This window comes from Paenisporosarcina indica (genome assembly GCF_001939075.1).
Taxonomy (GTDB): domain Bacteria; phylum Bacillota; class Bacilli; order Bacillales_A; family Planococcaceae; genus Paenisporosarcina; species Paenisporosarcina indica.
The window spans coordinates 888164-909048 of the sequence record NZ_MPTA01000001.1 but is presented as its reverse complement, the minus strand read 5'-3'; the positions used below and the strand labels follow the sequence as shown (position 1 = coordinate 909048).

At 35.7% G+C, this 20885-nt stretch carries 26 protein-coding genes and 3 pseudogenes; 25 read left to right on the top strand and 4 right to left on the bottom strand.

The features are described from left to right. Positions 1 to 551 precede the first annotated feature (551 nt). The 12 genes from GY23_RS04375 to GY23_RS19015 all read left to right on the top strand — a co-directional run bounded on the left by GY23_RS04375 (position 552) and on the right by GY23_RS19015 (position 11067). Positions 552 to 1109 carry a GNAT family N-acetyltransferase gene (locus GY23_RS04375; RefSeq protein ID WP_075617962.1) on the top strand — a complete coding sequence of 186 codons (558 nt, stop codon included), beginning with the start codon at positions 552 to 554 and terminating at the stop codon, positions 1107 to 1109. A 673-nt stretch (positions 1110 to 1782) separates the two neighbouring features. After that, complete coding sequence (locus GY23_RS04370; protein WP_075618235.1) at positions 1783 to 2325, top strand: sigma-70 family RNA polymerase sigma factor; 543 nt, start codon at positions 1783 to 1785, stop codon at positions 2323 to 2325. Next, the gene (locus GY23_RS04365; RefSeq protein WP_075617961.1) at positions 2322 to 3080 is read left to right on the top strand and encodes a hypothetical protein; all 759 of its coding nucleotides are present in this window, start codon (positions 2322 to 2324) and stop codon (positions 3078 to 3080) included. Before GY23_RS04370 ends, GY23_RS04365 begins: the two co-directional genes overlap by 4 nt. Then, positions 3077 to 3769, top strand: coding sequence for an ABC transporter ATP-binding protein (locus GY23_RS04360; RefSeq protein WP_075617960.1), 693 nt, complete (start codon positions 3077 to 3079; stop codon positions 3767 to 3769). Before GY23_RS04365 ends, GY23_RS04360 begins: the two co-directional genes overlap by 4 nt. Further along, positions 3766 to 6384, top strand: a complete 2619-nt coding sequence (locus GY23_RS04355; RefSeq protein ID WP_075617959.1) for an ABC transporter permease — start codon at positions 3766 to 3768, stop codon at positions 6382 to 6384. The genes GY23_RS04360 and GY23_RS04355 overlap by 4 nt, the downstream gene beginning before the upstream one ends. A 347-nt stretch (positions 6385 to 6731) precedes the next feature. After that, positions 6732 to 7229 carry a hypothetical protein gene (locus GY23_RS04350; RefSeq protein ID WP_075617958.1) on the top strand — a complete coding sequence of 166 codons (498 nt, stop codon included), beginning with the start codon at positions 6732 to 6734 and terminating at the stop codon, positions 7227 to 7229. A 157-nt stretch (positions 7230 to 7386) separates the two neighbouring features. Continuing rightward, positions 7387 to 7722, top strand: coding sequence for a hypothetical protein (locus GY23_RS04345; protein WP_245827567.1), 336 nt, complete (start codon positions 7387 to 7389; stop codon positions 7720 to 7722). A 706-nt stretch (positions 7723 to 8428) separates the two neighbouring features. Further along, on the top strand, positions 8429 to 8800 hold the full coding sequence (locus GY23_RS04335) for a DUF2750 domain-containing protein (RefSeq protein WP_075617955.1): 372 nt from the start codon (positions 8429 to 8431) through the stop codon (positions 8798 to 8800). A gap of 167 nt (positions 8801 to 8967) precedes the next feature. Then, positions 8968 to 9174: a spore coat protein gene (locus GY23_RS04330; RefSeq protein ID WP_075617954.1), complete on the top strand. Its 207-nt coding sequence runs from the start codon at positions 8968 to 8970 to the stop codon at positions 9172 to 9174. 16 nt (positions 9175 to 9190) lie between these two features. After that, positions 9191 to 9553, top strand: a complete 363-nt coding sequence (locus GY23_RS04325; RefSeq protein WP_075617953.1) for a spore coat protein — start codon at positions 9191 to 9193, stop codon at positions 9551 to 9553. Positions 9554 to 9577: 24 nt separating this feature from the next. Continuing rightward, positions 9578 to 10714 (top strand): zinc-dependent alcohol dehydrogenase, encoded by a 1137-nt coding sequence (locus GY23_RS04320; protein ID WP_075617952.1) that lies wholly within the window; start codon positions 9578 to 9580, stop codon positions 10712 to 10714. 104 nt (positions 10715 to 10818) lie between these two features. Next, positions 10819 to 11067, top strand: coding sequence for a GNAT family N-acetyltransferase (locus tag GY23_RS19015; protein WP_161487565.1), 249 nt, complete (start codon positions 10819 to 10821; stop codon positions 11065 to 11067). Here GY23_RS19015 and GY23_RS04315 read toward each other — a convergent pair. Continuing rightward, a complete protein-coding gene (locus tag GY23_RS04315) occupies positions 11056 to 11358 on the bottom strand; it encodes a hypothetical protein (protein WP_075617951.1) in 303 nt (100 codons plus the stop codon). The two genes, GY23_RS19015 and GY23_RS04315, sit on opposite strands and share 12 nt — an antisense overlap. A 412-nt stretch (positions 11359 to 11770) precedes the next feature. On the opposite strand from GY23_RS04315, the pseudogene GY23_RS04310 reads away from it, so the two are divergent. From GY23_RS04310 to GY23_RS04300, 3 genes and pseudogenes are all read left to right on the top strand, one after another. Next, a pseudogene (locus GY23_RS04310) lies at positions 11771 to 12180 on the top strand (DUF2975 domain-containing protein). Between the two features lie 5 nt (positions 12181 to 12185). After that, a complete protein-coding gene (locus GY23_RS04305) occupies positions 12186 to 12323 on the top strand; it encodes a helix-turn-helix domain-containing protein (protein ID WP_075617950.1) in 138 nt (45 codons plus the stop codon). A gap of 49 nt (positions 12324 to 12372) precedes the next feature. Next, positions 12373 to 13620: a DUF4153 domain-containing protein gene (locus tag GY23_RS04300; RefSeq protein WP_075617949.1), complete on the top strand. Its 1248-nt coding sequence runs from the start codon at positions 12373 to 12375 to the stop codon at positions 13618 to 13620. Positions 13621 to 13739: 119 nt separating this feature from the next. On the opposite strand, the gene GY23_RS18680 is transcribed toward GY23_RS04300, so the two are convergent. Together GY23_RS18680 and GY23_RS18675 are read right to left on the bottom strand one after the other, a co-directional pair. Then, on the bottom strand, positions 13740 to 13952 hold the full coding sequence (locus GY23_RS18680) for a tyrosine-type recombinase/integrase (protein ID WP_075617948.1): 213 nt from the start codon (positions 13950 to 13952) through the stop codon (positions 13740 to 13742). A gap of 29 nt (positions 13953 to 13981) precedes the next feature. Continuing rightward, on the bottom strand, positions 13982 to 14281 hold the full coding sequence (locus GY23_RS18675; protein ID WP_075617947.1) for a site-specific integrase: 300 nt from the start codon (positions 14279 to 14281) through the stop codon (positions 13982 to 13984). Positions 14282 to 14429: 148 nt separating this feature from the next. Between GY23_RS18675 and GY23_RS04285 the strand changes: the two genes are divergently transcribed. From GY23_RS04285 to GY23_RS04260, 6 genes and pseudogenes are all read left to right on the top strand, one after another. Beyond that, positions 14430 to 14858: a GNAT family N-acetyltransferase gene (locus GY23_RS04285; protein ID WP_075617946.1), complete on the top strand. Its 429-nt coding sequence runs from the start codon at positions 14430 to 14432 to the stop codon at positions 14856 to 14858. A 136-nt stretch (positions 14859 to 14994) separates the two neighbouring features. Continuing rightward, positions 14995 to 15318 carry a hypothetical protein gene (locus tag GY23_RS04280; RefSeq protein WP_075617945.1) on the top strand — a complete coding sequence of 108 codons (324 nt, stop codon included), beginning with the start codon at positions 14995 to 14997 and terminating at the stop codon, positions 15316 to 15318. Positions 15319 to 15619: 301 nt separating this feature from the next. Further along, on the top strand, positions 15620 to 15805 hold the full coding sequence (locus tag GY23_RS18975) for a GNAT family N-acetyltransferase (RefSeq protein ID WP_342742388.1): 186 nt from the start codon (positions 15620 to 15622) through the stop codon (positions 15803 to 15805). Between the two features lie 282 nt (positions 15806 to 16087). Then, positions 16088 to 16858 (top strand): annotated as a pseudogene (locus tag GY23_RS04270) (serine hydrolase). Between the two features lie 151 nt (positions 16859 to 17009). Next, on the top strand, positions 17010 to 17300 hold the full coding sequence (locus GY23_RS04265; RefSeq protein WP_075617944.1) for an immunity 53 family protein: 291 nt from the start codon (positions 17010 to 17012) through the stop codon (positions 17298 to 17300). Between the two features lie 147 nt (positions 17301 to 17447). Further along, the gene (locus GY23_RS04260; RefSeq protein ID WP_075617943.1) at positions 17448 to 17732 is read left to right on the top strand and encodes a hypothetical protein; all 285 of its coding nucleotides are present in this window, start codon (positions 17448 to 17450) and stop codon (positions 17730 to 17732) included. A 73-nt stretch (positions 17733 to 17805) separates the two neighbouring features. Here the strand turns inward: GY23_RS04260 and GY23_RS04255 are convergent. Further along, positions 17806 to 18646 (bottom strand): annotated as a pseudogene (locus GY23_RS04255) (tyrosine-type recombinase/integrase). A 160-nt stretch (positions 18647 to 18806) separates the two neighbouring features. On the opposite strand from GY23_RS04255, the gene GY23_RS04250 reads away from it, so the two are divergent. The 4 genes from GY23_RS04250 to fosM all read left to right on the top strand — a co-directional run bounded on the left by GY23_RS04250 (position 18807) and on the right by fosM (position 20794). Further along, positions 18807 to 19247 (top strand): hypothetical protein, encoded by a 441-nt coding sequence (locus GY23_RS04250; protein ID WP_075617942.1) that lies wholly within the window; start codon positions 18807 to 18809, stop codon positions 19245 to 19247. Between the two features lie 342 nt (positions 19248 to 19589). After that, positions 19590 to 19784 carry a hypothetical protein gene (locus GY23_RS04245; RefSeq protein WP_075617941.1) on the top strand — a complete coding sequence of 65 codons (195 nt, stop codon included), beginning with the start codon at positions 19590 to 19592 and terminating at the stop codon, positions 19782 to 19784. A 146-nt stretch (positions 19785 to 19930) separates the two neighbouring features. Further along, entirely contained in the window at positions 19931 to 20194 is a 264-nt protein-coding gene (locus tag GY23_RS04240; protein WP_075617940.1) for a CPCC family cysteine-rich protein, read from the top strand. A 177-nt stretch (positions 20195 to 20371) separates the two neighbouring features. After that, entirely contained in the window at positions 20372 to 20794 is a 423-nt protein-coding gene (gene fosM, locus GY23_RS04235) for a FosM family fosfomycin resistance protein (protein WP_075617939.1), read from the top strand. Positions 20795 to 20885 lie beyond the last annotated feature (91 nt).

Below are 20885 nucleotides of genomic sequence, written 5' to 3'. Positions count from 1 at the left end.
GAGTAACGAAAAAAGCCCAATTTCTCAAATATAAATGTTGAAAAATTCGCCTTTTTAATATGGTTATTTTAACGTTGTAAATCCGCATTTTCCTGAAGCTACCCCTTATACATCTAATGTGTGCTTATGTCGAATAACCGGCTGCCTTTACAGGGCAGCTTTTTCAATTTGCTTACAATCGAATGTAACACTTATCCGCAATGGTTGGGACCCCTTTTGTTCTTATAAGCATTTTCTTAAAACCTTATGTTTTCGGACTTGCTTTAATAGTATTTATCTTTGTCTTTATGATTGGTGCATTTTTAATATTTTCAAGTGAAAATAAATCTTAAATTAAACTGCTTATTGTATTAACGGGTGCTTTAGTTAAACAAGACCATCATATCGATGGTCTATTTCTACGTCCAAAACATCAAGTTGATTTCGGCGATCCATTGTGAAATATTACACTTAAACTAACGCAGCAGTTTAGTTCAACAAGGAGAAGGAGGAATAGACAACCTCTTTATAGAAGTAGTGTTTCTTATCAAGTAATTAGTGGAGGGGATTAAATGAAGATTGAGAAAATATATGGTGATTTACCAATATTAGAAACAGAACGTCTTATTCTTAGAAAAGTCATTTTAGAAGATATTGAAGATATGCATCTATACGGTTCAGATGAAGAAGTATCTAAGTATGTAACCTGGAATACCCACGAAACAAAATCTGATACAAAAGATTTTGTTGAATTTGTATTGAACAAATATGAAAACAAGCAGGTTTCACCGTGGGGAATTGAATACAAGGAAAACGGAAAATTTATTGGGACTATAGATTTTGTTTGGTGGCAACCAAATCAAAAAATTGCTGAAATCGGATATGTTATTTCTAAAGACTATTGGGGAAAAGGTTTAGCTACTGAAGTAGCAAAGGAAATAATAAAATTCGGTTTTGAAGAAATGAATTTAGTTCGTATTCAAGCAAGGTGTGATGTGGAAAATATTGGTTCAGCACGAGTAATGGAAAAAGCAGGAATGTCTTTTGAAGGGATTATTAGAAAAGGTATATTTGTGAAAGGGAAACATCGAGATTTAAAAATGTACTCTATCTTAATAGAAGAGTTTTAATTATTTTAATGAAATTCGAACCTGAAGATAAACTTTCTTTTTCAACTAACGAGGTGCTTTCCTTCAAGAAGGAATAAAGCCGTTTTTCTTATTGAACCAATACAGCAGGTTAGTAGAATAAGCTTAGGCAATAATTGAGGAAGAAAAAATAGCTATAGAAGTGATTTTGTTTAAAGAAATTATTAATAGCGATAAGTAAATTTCGTTTGTCGTATCTTCAACTAACGGGTGCTTTAGTTGAACAAGGAGTAAGAAAAAAACGTTATATTTGAAGAAAGGAAAGCTATCCATTCAGGATATCCTACTCTCAAGAAAGGTCCACAAAATATGAATTTATTGAAAGAGAAGGAGCTTAATTAAAAGTTTCCTTTTCTTTTTTACTTTTCGAAAAGCATTCCTTATTATTACATAAACAAAGATATTGTGATTCCCATGAAGTAAAGGGACATAGTAAATTAATGAACTTTAACCAGTTAAGCATTTTCCCACCTTTATTCAACACAAATGATTGATAGATGAAGATTCAGGTGAGTCGAAAATTCAAGACACAAATAAATTAAAATAAATTTTTTATAAAAATTGAACCGGGGGCATATTCTGTTTCGTCTTTAAGATAGCAATACATAGCCATCTCTATCGCAACGATGGGAGAAATGAGGTGAACTCGATGCTTATGGATTATCAAAATGAGGATACGCATGAATCAGCGAGGGAAGAATGGCTGAAAGAAATCGCTTATACATATGGAGACCAGATTACGAAACTGGCATACAGTTATTTAAAAGATTGGAACCAAGCTCAAGACGTTGCGCAAGATGTCCTACTGACCTGCTTTAAAAACTATGAGTATCGCTTGCACATTTCTTCTTACAAGGCGTGGATTTACCGGGTCACCGTAAATCGTTCCAAGGATATATTAAAGAGTTCATTTCTAAGAAAGGTAGTTTTGAATAATAGCCTAGTGAAATTAATTCACACTATAGATCATAGCCCAGAAGCAGCGGCATTGCGGAATGAAAAGAATAACCAGTTAATTGAAGCGGTTTTTTCGCTTCCGATAAAGTACAGAGAAGTTGTTTTACTCTACTACTACGAGGAACTGGACACGAAGGAGATCAGCGAAATTATCCGTATTAACGAAAATACTGTGCGAACCCGCTTAAGAAGAGCACGGGATCGACTTGGAGATTTGCTGAAAGGAGAGAGCCTGAATTGAGTAGCGAACTTGAGAAATTACGAGAACTGATGGATGAATCGGTATACAAGAAAAAAAGGTTTACGGACAAAGAAATGAAAGAACTTTTTCGAAATGTACGTTCCAAGGAAAAACGGAATTTATGGATTCCTCAGACGCTGACTGTGATTTTTACTTCGGCCTTTCTTGGAGTCGGCTGCCTGTATTTACATGATTATCTAGTGGATGGTGATGCCATTGGCTGGCAACAGACTGCCGGTGAGAGATGGGAAGACGCGGATAGTAGTTTGCCGGAAGGAACATCAATCAGTCCAGTGTGGAAAAACATTCATGCATCAGAACTCAAGGTGCCGGATTTTATAGGGCTGGTGTATTTAGAAGATGAAGAGTTCCTATCTGATTTCCGTGGACCCGTCAGATTCCCCAAAAGCAATGGTGAAGATACCTTCATGCGGTATCGTTACACATCCGGTGCTGATTCCTCAGCTCATCTTATCATTGAACAGTGGCACACGAGTTCCGGCTCTCCAGCATGGTTAGAGGAGCAGATGCAACAGCCTGAAACTAAAGAAATCGTAAAAGCCAATGATACGACGTTTTATCTCCAAAACGACGGAGACAAGAATATCGGATTTTTCAGCAAAGGAAAACTCGCTTTCTTCGTTTCTGGGAACGCGGACATCATTACCTTGGTGGAGGTACAGCGGATTCTTGAGAAAATTACAGAGGGAATTGACTTTTCCAAAATGATAGAATACGAAGGGAGACCAAAATGAGCATTCCAATTACATTAGATAGATTGTCAAAAACATTCCAAACAGGTGGGACTAAAAATCAGGTGCTGAAAGATATAACGCTTAAGCTCCGTTCCGGTGAATCCATTGCGATTGTAGGGACATCAGGATCCGGCAAATCGACCCTGCTCAGCATCATCGGAACGCTGGACAGACCGACGAGCGGTTCGTTTTTTTTAGGAGAAAGGGATGTTTCGAGAATGAAAACGGGGGAATTATCGGAGGTGCGATTCAATGACATTGGCTTCATCTTTCAGCAATATCATCTGGTCGCTTCGCTGACGGTTCTCGAAAATGTGTTAAGCCCCCTCTTGATGCGGAAAGTGGACTTCAATAAGAAAGAACGGGCAGTTTCTCTCTTGGAACGGGTTGGCTTAAAAGATCATTTACATAAACTACCCTCCCAGCTGTCCGGTGGCCAACAGCAACGCGTCGCCATCGCCAGGGCGCTGATCAACCATCCAGCGTGGATTTTGGCGGATGAGCCAACTGGGAATCTAGATACAGGAACAGGTGAAACAATACTCTCCCTCTTGCTGGAGCTTAACGAAGAGGCGGGTTGTGGGCTGATCATCGTCACGCATGATATGCAACTCGCTAAGAAAATGGATCGCCAGATACAGATTCAGGATGGCGAAATCATATCGGATGAGAGGAGAACGACCGTATGATCTCCTTTATGCTAAAACAATGGGTTCGCAATAAGGAGCGTTTCCTGTTATCGCTTATCGGTGTCGCGCTAATAAGCGGTGTGCTGATTTATCTATTTAATTTGACTGAAACAACGAAAGGAACTGTCAATAATAATCTGCAAAAAAAATGGGAAAGTGCATACGATTTAGTCGTTACACCGCCTGGCTCAATCTTCAACGAAGAACAACTAGTTGAACCAAATTATTTAAATGGAATTAACGGTGGCATATCATACGACCAATATAAACAGATTAAATCACTAAATGATATTGCAATAGCTGCTCCAGTTTCAATATTAGGTTATATGCCGTTCAGTTTAAATATGAACGAGAAATATAAGTCGGAAATTAAAAATAAAGGCATTTATCAATATACTATTACAGAAACTTATAATGATGGATTTTCTGAAAAGACATTACAGCATTTTGACTCGTTTACAACAGGCGAGATCATTTATTCCGAGGGAGGTATTGGTTTTGGCTCGGGCGATAACGGGACGGTGTCATTAAGGCAGTCTCAATTAGTCGTAGGAATTGATCCTGAAGAGGAAGCCAAGCTAGTGGGATTAGACCAGGCAACAACATTATCAAACACTAGTCGTTATTTCCAACGGGATGATAAGGCTTCAGTGTCTGACAGAAGTGGGATATTGCTGCAAGGAGATGTTCCGCATTCAGAGAAAAGCATATTTGAGATTCCTATCCTGTTAAACGAACAGAGCTTTTCAAACAGTAAATTCGAAATCACATTAGGTAAACTAGCCCTCCCTTTTGAAACCCCGGAAGAACAGGAGAATACTGTTAATCAGGTCATAGATGAGGGAGGTTATTCGTATTTACAGGAAGTTGAAGTTACAGAACTAGATTTGTTCGAATTATCTGGCACACAGTTTGAGGACATGGTATTCAATAAACTCCAACATCCAGATTCCGATCCGTCTGTCTCAGTTAATGGAACCGGTCTAACATTCATATCTAGTTCGCTGGACTACGAGGAAGTGAATAGTCCATTTCCAAGTAGATGGTCTAATAGTTTTGCAGTTTCCGAGCGTCCTATTAAATTGGAAAATAAAATATTCGAGGGTAGCTTGCCTAAATCAGGTTTCCGTGATGCAAAGTTGAGACCACATGAAACTAATGACATGGGGGTTCCTCTACTGCCTATGGTGAAATTAAACGTTATTGGGACCTACTCGCCGGATGAGCTGGTATTCAGCAATGATTCTTTAACGGAATTGCCGCTTGAGACTTACCGCCCGGCGACTGCGGATATCGTTCTTGGTCCCGACAATGAACCGCTCAATCCGCCAGGTCAGTTTGAAGGTGCACCAGGACCAACCGGATTGCTGACGAGTCCACCGAACCTTCTGACGACAGTGGAAGCTGCCGAAGAGATTACCGGGGGCAACAGCATTTCCTCTATTCGGGTAAAAGTAGCAGATATCGAGGAAATGGGCGAATCCGCGCAACAAAAACTGGATGAGCTGAAAGCTGAAATCGAAGAAATGACCGGTTTGGACGTCTTCATAACCCGTGGATCTTCACCGCAATCAACGATTATTGAAGTGAAAGAAGGAGGGGCATCACTGGGGTGGATCGAGCAGCCGTGGATTCACGTCGGTGCAGCCATCACGATTTTTCGGGAAACTTCTTTAGGTTACTCGAGTGTATTGTTAGCGGTCCTGTTGATTGGAGCAATGTACATCTTGGCGACTACCTATGTTTCCTATCTGACGAGAAAGCGTGAATACAGCATCTTTCTTTCGCTCGGTTGGAAAACCAGCATGCTGAGGAAAATAATCATCATGGAATCTGTTTTTTTCGTATTGATTATTATCATTACCGCGGTCATCGTCGAGTTATTGCTAGTAGCCAATGGTCAGACTTTCAATGTGATGAAAATCGGTCTTATTAGCGCTACCGCAGTAGTTATCTACTGTTTAGGGATTTTATTACCACTGATTCAGGTTGGGCGAATCCAACCTTACCAGGGAATTAAGAATGGGGAAATCAACCGCCAATCGAAGCGAATCATGAGCAATAACTTCTTGGGTGGATTTGTCATGAACCATATTATTCAACGGCCGGGCAGAAACATATTGTCTATCCTGGCAATTGCTATCCCTTCCACTCTTTTATCATTTTATTTGTTTGTCACAATCCGCTTGGATGGCATTCTGTTCACATCGTATCTGGGGGAATTTGTAGCAGTAGAAATCAATCAATCGCATTACTTCATTATTTCCGCAGCACTGTTGGTCGGTGCGCTGACGACTGCGGAAATGTTATGGCAGAATGTCATGGAACGACAAGATGAACTAGCCTTGTTCAAATCCGTCGGCTGGAAAAATGGCACCGTTGGCAGCACGATTATCATGGAAGGCGCTATTATCGGATTTTTAGCGGGTCTTCTTGGGGTAATCTTTTCCATGTGCTATATCGGCTTTATGTATGATATTTTCCCTTGGGACTCATTGACGGTATTGTTGATGACGATTGGCATTCCTATTCTGATTGGTGTCATTGGAGCTCTGATTCCAACAATCAAAGCACTGAAAACCTTGCCATACCAACTGTTGAAAGAAAGTTCATAAATTACTCTTTTAAGTAGTTTTTTTCACAATAAAGAGAAACATAAGAGATATGGAGAGAATACGTCTTCCACTGCTACTACAGATTCTATAATTGTTACTATTATTGGACGAATAACAACTTTTTTGTTGGCTATTGCACCTTGGTGGGTAGTAAAGTTTCTTTTATGTTGATAGGTGTGGGCTTCATATATATGGATTTTCCTGATACGAATAATTCAACTAACGGGTGCTTTACTTCAAGAAGGAGTAAAGCCTTTTTTCTTATTGAAGTAACGTAGCAGGATTGTTGAAGAAGGAAACGGTATATATAACTAAGATAAATAAATCCGAAAAGAGGTATTATTTTATTGAAAATACGTTGGTTCATCTATATTATTACTGGATTTATATTTGGAGTATTTGACTTTTTATTCCACAGTTTTATTTCTAATGTACTTGGGCAAGGTGGAGTTTCTTGGAGAATGTTAACTTATGGTGTTTGGTTGGTACCGCTTATTCCTGTCGCCATATTTGAAATAAGAATTTCTAAATCAAAATTGCGTGCAGCTTTAGCTTGTAGCTTAACTTGGATTCTCTCAATTATTTCTTATTATCTATATATGGCATTTCAACTTGCTTTTATAGGAGTTTCAACAAGACCGGAATTACATATATCCAGTCAAGGAGACCCATTCTTTTGGGGGAATTGGGAAAGTGTATTTTGGGGTGTTGTTGTAGGTAATATTGTTGAATGGAGTGGCGTTGCAGTGGTAGGTGGTTTTATTATTGGGTTTTTAATTAGCTTTATTTATCTTCACCTTGAAAAATTCATAAAGTTAAGAAGTATGAGAAATGAAAAATTTTAAAATCAAATGAGTAAATTGCTTTTTTTCTTATTGAAGTAACGGGTGCTTTAGTGAAATAAGAAGAGATTATATTTCCTTATTAGGTTGTTACTTTACTGGAAAAAATATATGTCGAGGAGAGATGAGCATCTGAATAGATGCTTTTTTATTTGCCCAAATGTCGAAACTTGACGAAAGAATTTATCGCAAAAAGTCGAAATTATCCGATAGTATATACCTAGAGGTGTACCAAACGATATCCAACGAACTAATGGAAAAGTACTACGTTCAAAAAGTTATAAAGAATGAAGAAAGTATTATTGCCGGACATGTAAGTGGCTATTTGGGAGAGTGTGATAATGGAAAGTGGCTGGTAGTCGTCACTGATCATACGTGGGAGGAAGTTGAAGTATTGAAGGAGAATACAAGAGCGACTGCCATGAATCGGTTACGCGAACGAGGTTTCTTTTCTCGAGTACATAAAATATATCCACCCAAGGTTCTGAGCATCTAGAATGAATGGCTTACTTTAATGCAGAGTAAAATTACTGAATGGGGCGTAAAAAATTGACAAGGAAAAAGCAATACAAATACCTCTTGAAATATGGCAAGATCCACAGGGGGATGTAATTCTTCATGTTACTGAAAGAGATTGTATGGTTTATTTGGATGTTGGAATGAGGACTCTACTCCAGCTGATTATATTGGACAAATAACATTTAATAACTGTTGGACAACTAACTTCACACATGCTGAATTCATTGAGTATGTGTACGGACACACACATCACTCCTATATTCTCAGTGTTCTAGATTCACACTGGCTTAATAGCTTAGTGATGAAAAATAAGAGACTTTATCCAAATAGCATATTAGAAAGCGGATATAAAGATTATAAACATATTGTGGTCATAGGTCATGATGTTTACGTAGAAGTAATAGCTAAAGATTTTACTCTTAAGAAATTGAATAGGGAGCAAGCGGGGGAGTACGCAAAGCTTATGTAAGTGTAAATAGACTTTGATCCGAGAAGGATTAAAGCTTTTTTTGTTGAATTATTGATTTTAAAGACAGATTAGTTAAATAAAGTGTTTGAATAATGACTTGTTTTTCAATTATATAAGTCAGAATACACCAGTAATTAACAATGCACGAAAGTGAAATAAATGTAAAAACTATTTTATGGTGTAATTTTAATAATATTGTAAAGGAATGACCTATATGAAATTAATTAAACGGTTAATTTTAAACCGTCCTGCTGAAAAGCGACTGGTATATTTTTATGCTATGGTTGCAAATGATGAACAAGTGTGGCTACTACGCGACAAAAAAAGCGACTTATTACTATTAGAAAATGATGGAGAATATCCATTTTTAATACCTGTTTGGCCAAGCCGAAGCTTTGCTGAAATGAATTCTTGCAATTTTGATGAGTCATACGAAGCGTTCAACATACCACTTTCGACTTTTTTAGACGATATACTAATTGATATTGAAAATGACGGTGGTGCCACAGCGATTTTTCCAAATGGAAACGATACAACCATTCAAAAACGTGATGAAATAAAGGAGATGATTCGCAATTTAAAGTAAGTAGGATGCTACTCACATTAAATTGGAAAATAGGAGTTATCTCTACAAAAGCATCAATCCGTAAAGATGGATGCTTTTTATTAACGAGCAGATTGTTCAATTGTTCTGAATATAAACACCATTTTCGGGGTAATCTTTAATGGATAAAAAGATTCGGAGGTGCAGGAATGTTTGAAAAGAAATTAGCACTTCATGAAACTTTGGAATTTCATGAAGTAATAAATTTTAAGACAATATGTTTACTTAAATCTAAAATGATGCAAGGTATCGTTTTTGACCAAGATCTAAAAGCGCTAATGGAGAAGGACGTAAAACAATCTATACCAGCTTTAACTGCAATGATAAAACTATATTCAAACGCTGAGTTAAAATAATCGGAGGTCGGTTCGTATGAATGATTATTTAGATCCTATAAATTCTGTTGGAATGCCCGAACTTACTGATTCAGGTATTGCCCTTGAATTTTTGTTATCAGCAAAAACTGGGGTTAGAAATCTTTCAATTGCATTGACAGAAACAGCAACACCTACAATTAGAAAGTTATTACAGGAACAACTTGATGTAACCATTGCCTTATATTTCGAAATTGCAGATCTCATGATGAAAAAACAATGGTTAAACCCATATGATTTAGAACTACAAAAACAATTGGATATTAAATCCGCTCAAAATGCAGTAGATATAGCTAATTTAAATCTCTTTCCGGGCGTTACAAATCGGAAAGGAATGTTTCCAAGCCCACCGAAGAAATAATGAATATAGAAGGAGATTTAATTAATGAAAGCTGTTACTTTTCAAGGTGTTAAAAATGTTCAAGTAAAAAACGTGAAAGACCCAAGTATCCAAAAAGCGGATGATATCATTGTTAAACTGACTACTACTGCCATTTGCGGATCAGACTTACACTTAATTCATGGGATGATCCCAAACCTTGGAGAGGATTATGTTATTGGACATGAACCTATGGGAATTGTAGAAGAAGTCGGTAAGGATGTAACGAAAGTTAAAAAAGGGGATCGCGTTATAATCCCATTTAATATAGCATGTGGTCAATGTTGGTACTGTAATCATGAATTAGAAAGTCAATGCGACAATGCGAATGAAAATGGAGAAATGGGCGCATATTTTGGCTACTCAGACACGACGGGAGGGTTCCCAGGTGGTCAAGCGGAATTTATGAGAGTTCCATATGCAAATTTTACACCTTTTAAGATTCCAGAAAACAGTGAAGTAGCGGATGAAAGTTTAGTGTTACTTGCAGATGCTGCATCCACAGCATTTTGGAGTGTAGACAATGCGGGAGTGAAAGCAGGGGATACGGTCGTAATATTAGGATGCGGTCCAGTTGGTCTGTTAGCACAAAAATTTGCGTGGTTAAAAGGTGCAAAAAGAGTTATTGCAGTTGATTACGTTGGTTATCGATTAAAACATGCAAAACGTACGAATAAAGTGGAGATTGTTAACTTTGAAGATCACGAAAATTGTGGTGAATATTTAAGAGAAATAACACAGGGTGGAGCAGATGTAGTCATTGACTGCGTAGGAATGAGTGGAAAAATGACTCCACTGGAATTTCTTGCTTCTGGTCTGAAATTACAAGGAGGAGCAATGGGAGCTCTAGTAATTGCAAGTCAAGCTGTTCGCAAAGGTGGAACAATTCAAATTACAGGAGTTTATGGGGCACGTTATAATGCATTCCCATTAGGTGACATCTTTCAACGAAATGTGAATATTAGGACAGGTCAAGCTCCAGTTATTCACTACATGCAGCATTTATATAATTTAATTGCGGAAGGTAAGGTTGATCCAAGTGATATTGTCACTCATGTACTTCCTTTAGATCAAGCTAAGCATGGCTATGAAGTATTTGATACCAAAATGGAAGACTGTATAAAAGTTGTACTAAAGCCGTAAATATAGCAGGTTAGTTTTCGAGCATCTCTTATGAGGTGCTTTTTTTAGAATTTTGGCGACTCTGTACATAAATATTTAAGTGATAATTATGTTCCAACGAAATATTGTTTAATAATCCTCGAGAAATTACCTTAGAGAAATACCGTGAGAATGATATTAATGAAATTATTGAATTAGATTTAGCTGCATTTAATGATAAGAGAAGAAAATTACTTCTTTACAAGATAAATCAATCTAAACAATGTTTAGTTGTTAGAAATCTAAAGCGGAAAATTATTGGATTTGGATTATCCATTTTAGGTTCAGCAAATAGACGTTTAAATCACCAAATTTTTCTCGTTCTAAACTTCTAATGTGTATTTTATTCTTACTTTTACATTATTAACGGCGGTCTGATCGATTTTACCGTTTTTATAATAATCCTCGCTTCTAGACGGGATGTTAAGAATTAAATTAATGGGAGTAGAACTAGTAACTTTCCTAAGCTCTTTAATCAAATCGGTATTTTTTTCAAAAGTATTGATATTATATGTGACGATGTTTATGAATCTTGCGTTTATAAAATCATCAACCACAGCTTGATATCCATTTTCTTTATAGGAAAGAACTACGTTTCCGTTAACGTCAGAAATTGTCTTTTTCACCGCGAATTTCTCCTTTATATTCATTCTATTAAATATATTCACCAAACACTTCGGGTTTCCATTGATGAATTGCATGACGTTCCTTCGCAAAAACCTTTTCCAAGTAAATCATCGTAGTTTCTATTTTTTCATGACGTTGATTCCGGAAGGGGCTAACGCTCTTTTTGGTGAATTTATTTATGGCGTTTTTTATACTTGATCTCATTACACTTAAACTAACGGGGGAGGTTAGCTGTACAAGTTATAAATTTAATGGTTTAAAGTTATAGAGCATTTCTTAGATTGAGGTATGCTTTTAATTTTCGCTTAAAAAACCACAATAAAAATATTATCTAAATTAATAAAAATTTATTGTAAATCGATAAAATATATATTAAAATCAAAATAAGAATAAATAACTGAGGTGCTTTTTATGGAAAAAGTAACAACGTTGTTTTTAAAAATAGCTGTTATTCTTTTAGGAGTTCCAGTTCTTGCTCTGTGCATCTTTTTGGTGTCTGAGATGGCGAATCTTGCAGCAAAATTGCTTCCAGAGTTTGCTTTTATAAAACATCTCGTTTTCATCGCTTTTGAGGCATCGGCGATTCCTTTTTACTTTGTTTTGCTTTGTATCAGGCTTTCAAACTCTTACGCTACATTGACAAAAATAAAGCTTTCTCCGATTTATCTGTAAAAGCTTTAAAGTAAATCAAATACTGTGTCATCGCAATCAGAATTTTGCATGTGCTAGTTTGGCCGCTCTTCTATATCTTTGCGGCTGTTCTCCAAAAACTGTTACAAGAAGCAATTAATATCAAATCAGAAAATGATTTAACGGTCTGAGGTGAATAACAATAGCAAACCTTTCTATATTGAAAAATGGAAAGGCAAAAGCGATTAGATTATCCACTTTAGAAGCAATTTGTAAGGCTTTAGAATGTCAGCCTGGAGATATTTTAGAATACAAAAGTGACGAGGACAGTTAAACATAGTGGAGGAAACTTAATATAACAATTATTAGGGGGAGATATAACTATGGACATTAACAATTTGATTATTGAAAATATTACTAACCCTCATGAGCTGGAGAGAGTGTATAGAAAAGACCCGAAAGCTTTTAAAAAGTCATTCTCACACGCATGGGAACAAAATCCTGATTCTCAGGTTCTTGGTGTTTGGTATGAAAGATTGCATTTCAAGGAGACGGCAAATACAGAAAAATCTTACTTGCTTCAAAAAGGTTTCTTATTCATGGGCATTTTAGCCATTCTGGCCGGGATAAGCACCAGGATCATTTTCCATTTTGTCGAACAGGAAGCAATTGCTCCAATTAACCTGGCTTTTGGTATAATTCCCTTTATTGCTGCCTATTTTGTTTACAATAATACTCCGAAAAAAAGTGTTATTTATTCCCTTGCAGTATTGTTCCTAATTTCAGGGATTTATCTTAATATGTTGCCGTTAAATTATAAAGACAGTATTATCCTTGCTTATTTACACCTTCCTATATTCTTATGGGTATTGGTAGGGCTTGCATTTACAGGAAATGAATATTCAAAAGGCAGTACAAGATTAGCCTATATTAAATTTAATTTGGAATATTGTATTCTCTACGCCAGCATGGCAGTTAGCGGAATGGTATTAGCAGCATTAACCATGCAGTTATTTAGCTTTGTTGGCCTGGATATAGAAGATTTCTATTTTAGTAATGTCGTTTTATTTGGTGCTGCGGCTCTCGCTATTGTGGCTGCATACCTGGTATCAATGAATCTTAAACTTGCTAAGAATATTACACCATATATAGCTAAAATTTTTAGTCCTCTTGTCCTGATCACATTGTTGGTCTATCTTATAACGGTTATATGGGTCGGAAAGAATCCATTCTTGGACCGCAATTTCTTGATAGCCTTCAACGGAATACTCCTTGGTGTATTGGCCGTTACCATATTTTCCATTATCGAGAGCGACTCAGACGAGAAAAAGAACATTTCAGATTATATAAATTTTGCCTTAATTGTCCTTGCGCTTATCATTGACAGTGTGGCTTTGTCAGCCATCGTGTTCAGACTTTCTTCTTATGGGATTACGCCTAATAGACTTGCTGTTTTAGGAGTAAACGTACTTATCTGTGCAAATCTAATTTGGATTATGCTCTCCTATATGCGTTTTCTACAAAACAAATCCGGACCTTCAACTATCCAAGATGCAGTTACTAAGTATTTGCCGGTCTACGGACTTTGGGCAGCTTTCGTTATATTTACTTTTCCGATAATTTTTAAATAGAAAGGCTCTGTTAATGGAACGAAAAGCTAATCTTCTATAACATATAAAATCCTTAGAGCCGTTATTATGCAACTTTTTATACAGAGTTGCATTGATGATGTATCTCATTTGGGCGACCCTCAATTTATGGGGGTGTCTTTCGGTGACAAAGATAGACGGGTATTTGTCCTTATCTCCTTTCCTCTGACTATAGCAGATCGATTGGACCAATTAATATGGTTCCTCTCTAACGAAACAATTTCTCCTATTCGACAACCGGTCGAAAACATAAACTCAAAGATTGCTTTCTCAATTGGTAAATGACAGGCTTCATGCAGAAGTTCTTTTTCCATTTCGGTTAAATATTTGGGGATTCGCTTGCCTACTTTAGGTTCTTTAATTTTTGCTGCTGGAATCTTAAGTATATTGCCTTCTTATGGGACCAACGGAATACCGACTTCAGAAAACGAATTCTGTGGGCAAGACTGGCTGGTTTTAAATGCTTCCAGGAAGTCGCAAGGTATTCTTTCAAATGATTCGTCTCTAGAGTTGTAATCTCAGCATCCTTAAAATACTCAATAAGCAATGAAAATTGGTGCTGATAAGCTTTCAATGTCTGTGGAGAAAAACCTTCGATCCTTTTATCAGATTCAAATCCTTCCCATGCTTTCGAAAGTAGCAATTTTGTCCCCCCTTAGTAAAAGTATCATTAGAGGAAATATTGCCATTCCTATCGAAATTAAGACATATTGATAATTTACTAACGCAGCAAGTTAGTTGAAGAACAATTAGCAGTAATTTAACTATTACTTAATAGAAAGAGGTTCCTTATGAACGAAAACATTCAGGAATTAACATCACATGAACAATGGATTGAGGCATTTCCAGTCATAAATCAACTTCGGACCGATTTAACAGAGGAAACATATTTGGAGTTACTTGGGGAAATGCAAAAAGACGGTTACACGTTATTTGCTCTTTATAATAATGAAAAAATTGTTGCGGTTGCGGGTTTAAGTTGGAGAGTGAATTTCTATAACAAGAGACATATTTTTATTTATGTTTTTGTAACAGACATAGAATACCGTTCATTTGGATACGGTAAAAAATTACTATCATATATACATAGTTGGGCAAAAGAGCAAGGAGCAGAGTATGTAGCATTGGAATCTGGACTTCAACGAATAAATGCTCATCGATTTTACGAAGAAAAGTTAGAGTATGGAAAATGGTGTTATTCATTCAGAAAACCACTTTAGCGACAAACCTAATAGAGTGTTGATCCAGAAAGGATTTACACTCTTTTTTGTTGAACTTCTTGTACTAAAAAGGGGCAGGTTAACACAAAACAACGAATATGAATAAGTAAACTATTAAAAATTAACGAGGTGGAAAATGGAGAATAGTACAAAGAAATCTGATGTTGGATATACAATTTTTAAGCCCACAGGAGTACGACACGAATTCCCTCAAGTTGATTTACTTCAACAGCAAGTAACCTGTACTGTCTTATACAAAGATAAAATATATATGACAGTCATTGTTGATTTGAAAAATGATAATGTACAAGTTCAAGGAGACGTTGATCAATTAGGAGATTTAAGCATGGATAAAGACTCTTATATTGACATGTTCAAGCATTGGACAAAGGTTTTTATTGATAATGATATCTCTAATCCAAATAATTATTTTGATGAAATAATAAAAAATCAGTCTTAAACTAACTGGGCGTTGATCCAGAAGGGATTTTAATAATGGATATTAGAAAGCCAGATGATTTGGAACTTCAAAAGGTTTTTTCACTTTCTCCAAAAGCTACATGCTAGGACATTAGGCGAAGTAAAACCTACTAATGAAAAAGTTGAACAACTTATTGGTCCAATATTAAAAAAGGGTGGTTTTTACTAAATAGCGGTAGAGGACAAGAAAATAATGGGATGGATTCTTTTAGGTGCAAGTAAAGACCAGTTTATCGAGTTTATCGATAAGAAGAACGGATTTATTTTAGAAGAACGGATTTATTTATGAACTATTTGTTATAGACGAAATCAGAGAGAATGGGATATCCAAACAGTTAATGAAAGCAGGTATAAATCAGTTAAAACAAGATGGATATTCAGAGATTCGTCTTAGTGCTTTTGCGGAAAACCCAGCTATTAAATTATATGAACAATTAAAATTAACGCGGTTAGTCGGTACTTATTGAAACACTCGGACACCTTGATACATAAGGTTTCGGGTGTTTTTTATTTTCCAGTAAGGTTGTTGAAAGAAGGATTAACGCTTTTTTTGAACTTATTTAACTAACGGGGCAGATTTGTTGGAGAAGGGTTTTTGGGGATTGTGTTGAATAAGTTAATATATGTAAATTATTCAGCAGAAGTGGTTATTTACTTCAAGTCTGGGGTGGCACTTTTTTATTGATCTAACGAGTCAGTTTAGTTAAATAAGAAAGAGAAAATAAAAAAGTTATAAGAGGAGTTCCATAATGCAGAAAGTTAATGAGAAATTAAAGGAAATAGAAACAGGTGAAGTAGGAATAATTATTTATTCGCATTTAAAACAGGATATAGTTTGGTCATTAAATTAAGAATCGTTAGTGCCCCTTGCTTCTTCCGCTAAAATTGCGATTGCTTTTTGTATAGCAAAGTTAGTAGAGGAAAGACACTATAAATGGAATGACATTGTCGAAGATATTAGTTTTAATCCAGATGAAGATAGTAATCATATATACCCTCACTTTCAAAATAGAGAGACCTTGGCATTATCAGAAGCCATTGAAGTGATGATAGCCTGCCACGATAGTTTCGTTGCGAATAGAGTCGTTCAATTTTGTGGTGGTTGGGAAGAGATTAATAAAAAAATTAAATCATATTTTAATAATATAAATATTACTCAAAACCCAAGGGATCTGGATAACAATGGTGAATTGAGCCAGTTGTTGGAACTCTTGCGTTTAATATTTCAAGGATACATAAATAATCCTGATTTATGGATTCCAATTATTAATGGTTTAGTTAGGCAACGAGGTGAGGTAGAAGGAATACCAACCCATTTCTTAAATCATATGACTGGTGGATTAGATAATGCTGTAGTTGATATTGGAATAATAGGAGAGTTCTCTCAAAATCCATTATTATACGTTTTGGGTGCAAAGAATTTACCTAATCGATATACAGATAAAGTAGCAGATGAAAAAATTATTGATGCTTTGAAATTACTTTATGGTGAGTATTCGAATAGCCAAGCGCAAAAGTGACCGTTTGGCTAATCTACATAGTTCTTATTAAACTAACGAGTGCTTACTTCAATAAGAATAGGGTGTCTTTGTTCAACTAACACAGTAGTCTAGTTCAATTTTGACTGAGTATTACCAAGACGAATTTCTGTTTGTAAATGGAGGAATCTAGATGGATTCATTGATTTGGCTACAGAAATGGTATCTTAAAGAATGTAATGGTGACTGGGAACATAGTTTTGGCATAAGAATTGAAACTCTTGATAACCCTGGTTGGAGTGTAAGGATTAACTTAATAGATACGGATTTAGAGGACGAAATTTTTAATAAAGTTACCATTGAACGACATGAAAATGACTGGATTTTTTGTGAAATTAATGAAGAAAGTGAGTTTTTGGGATATGGTGGACCCGGAAATTTAAGTGAAATTTTAGATGTGTTTAAAGCATGGGTTAATAGTTAATAACGAAGTGTTTCTTTAACCAATGAGTGCTTTAGTTCTGGTTCGGGTACTTAAGCATCTCTTTTTCTTATTGAACTAACGAGGCAGGTTAGTTGAATAAGAATAATGAAAAATAAAATAGAAAATAAAACATAAAGGAGCATAATAATGATTATAGAGGTGTCTTTAGGACCTGATACTCAATATGTACGATGTCTTACTAAAGTAGGAAGAAATATTCGTCAACTTCAAGATGAATTTTTTGAATGGCTTTTCGATAGAAACAATAACCATAAGTATTGGAAATATGATGAAGAGACAGGATATATTGTTAACTACGATGCGGAAGCTCTGGTTTACTGGCTTAATCACATTAGATTTAAAAAAGGAAAGAGAGTTGCTGCGTTAATAGCTCATCCAACCATTTCTCCGAAGAAAAAAATTGAATTTTAAGCAATTCTTCTTTAACTAACGGGTGCTTTAGTCAAAGAGAGCAACGTCCTATAAGACGTTGCTCCTTTTCCATTTAAAAGTACTTCTGATAATACTCCTTCCTTAACCTTCCGCTCAGCTGAGCGTAGATCTTGGTGGTTTCGCTCTTCTCATGCCCCATAAGACTTTGTATGACTTCAATAGGAGCTCCATTATTCATCAAATGAGTTGCGTAACTGTGTCTAAGTTGGTGTGGATGAATTTCTTTATTAATTTCCGCACGATTGGAGATCCGCTTGATGATGTATCTCATTTGGGCGACACTCATTTTGTGTGGCTGTCTGGCTGTCACAAAGATAGCTGGATTATGGTCATTACGGCTTTCGATATAGCGTTTAAGCCATATGTCGCAACGTGTATTAAAATAATCTTCCCTTTCCTTATCGCCTTTTCCTCTCACGATTGCGGATTGATTGGACCAATTAATATGGTTCTTTTCTAACGAAACTATTTCTCCAATTCGACAACCGGTAGAAAACATGAATTCGAAAATTGCTTTTTCTATTGGGGAATGACAGGATTCACGAAGGTGTTCAATCTCCCGTTCGGTTAAATACTTGGGTATCCGCTTACCTACTTTGGGTTCTTTAATTTTTAGAAGTTGGATTCCTACTCATGTAGCCTTCTTCATGGGACCAACGAAAAATTGATTTCATAAAGCGGATACGATGTGCAAGACTGGCGGGTTTTAAATGCTTGCCGGATATAGCGAGATATTCCTTCAGTTGATTTGTATCCAACAATTCCATCTGTACATCCTTAAAGTAACCAATTAGTAACAAAGACTGTAACTGGTAGGCCTTCAACGTTTGTGGCGAAAAGCCCTCTATTCGTTTATCCGCTTCAAACGAAGCCCATGCTTTTGAAAGTAACAATTCCATTCCCCCTAAAATAGTAATATTAAAAGGATTATTGCCAATTTAATAGAATTATAGACATAGGGTGTGTTTTGACTAACGGGGCAGGTTAGTTCAATTAGAAATAAAAATTCCTCGAAAAATTAGAACTAAATATAAGAAAATGGTGATGAAATCGATGGAAGATTATAAAGATAATGATGACCTAGAATTATACAATTCAGTGATTGAAGAACTAAATATTAACCATCGTGAAAAGAGTATTACTTTTCAAATATTAAAGACTATATCACGCTTAGATAGACCTGGCGGGTTTACCTATCGTGTAAAAAAAGGAACTTTGAGATTTGAGGACGTTGTTCATGCAAACATTCCATATAGTTTTGAGTGGGATGAGTGGAGTGAATTTTATCGTTCGGCAGTATTGGAAAGTTCAAATGTAATTGATAATGTAAGTGAAATTGCTAAGGGAAATAAACATTTGAAGCATATTTATTTAGGGATTGATTATGGAAATGAATATAAAGAAATGGACATAGTTTGCTCAAACCATTATCTATTATTAGATAATCAAGAATATAGCCTACATGATGATTTTGACTGGTTATATGAGGAATAAATAAATTTGTGCGCTGATCCAAGAAGGATATATGTTCGTTTTTTAGGGATTTTTTCAACTAACACAGCAGGAGTAGAAGAAGTACTTTTACTATAAATTATAGGAGTTCAATAAAATGAAGACTTGGAAATATAAAACCACGAACAAATTTTTTAACTACCTGGATTTTCACGATTGCGTAGTTGAAAAGACACGGTCATTATTGATTTCGAATTTGTTTATGTTTCCTCTGAACATCCTCTTAATCCCTATGGTGTAGCAAAATCAACTGATAAATGTAGACTAACTTTCAATGGAGTAACGGATAGTAATGCAGTTATTCACTTTGATGAAGGGATGGAAATGCAAGTTCTAATTACCGGCTTAGAAGAAATGGAATTCTTGCAGTTTAACCAAAAACCATTAGGAATTTATATGATTTTTGAAATGATTGGAACTGATGGGAGAACACATCAATTTAGTAGTATTAAAATTATTGCAATCAGTTTTACTTTAGAATGGAATGAATTTACCGAAAATGCTTGGTATGTTGAATAACAGAAAGAGGTTATTTTAAATCAAAGCTTCTTCAACTAACGGGTGCTTTACTTCAAGAAGGGGTAAAGCCTTTTTTCTTATTGAACTAACGCGGCAGGTTAGTTGAAAAGGGAAACAAGAAAATAGAGAATTATTGGAGTGATAGCGTGAAATACACTTGTCCATGTTGTGGATACAAAACTTTATGTGAGAAACCACCAGGATCAGACGACATATGCGAAATTTGTTTCTGGCATGATGATTATATACAATTTAAAGACCCTGATTACTGGGGGGGTGCCAACGATATGACTTTAAGGGAAGCACAGAAAAACTTTATTGAATTCGGAGCAAAAGAGAAAAGGGTAAAAGATTTTGTTAGGAAGCCGACGAATTATGACGTAAAAGATATAGATTGGACACCTTTATAAAGTGCCAATTTCTTAAGGAACCCTCATAAAAGAGGCGATATTAGATTAACAAATCTCCCTGTTCAACTAACGGGTGCTTTAGTTAAACAAGTGGCTGTCTGTAAGGGTAGCTTTTTATTATTGAACTAACACAGCAGTTTAGTTTAAGTAAGGAAACTAATTTATGAGGTGGTAAAGGTGTCGATAAAAGGTCTTAATCATTTTTTATTTTCAGTATCTAATTTAGAAAACTCTATTGATTTTTACAAAAATGTATTTGAAGCTAAATTGTTAGTAAAAGGTAGAAGAACTGCCTATTTTGATTTAAATGGTATGTGGCTTGCCCTCAATGTAGAAGAGGATATACCTCGTAATGAAATAAGCCAATCATACACACATGTAGCTTTTTCAATTGAAGTAGCCGAATTTGATAAAATGTACAAGAAACTAAGAGAATTGAATGTAAACATTTTGTCAGGTCGTCCAAGAGATGAAAGAGATAAGAAATCTATTTATTTTACTGACCCAGATGGTCATAAATTTGAATTTCATACAGGCACTTTACAAGATAGAATAGATTATTATAAACAAGAAAAAGCACATATGGAATTTGTCGATTAGAGGATTTCTTTATTGAACTAACGGGTGCTTTAGTTAAACAAGTGGCTGCCTGTAAGGGTACCTTTATCTTATTGAATTAACGTGGCAGTTT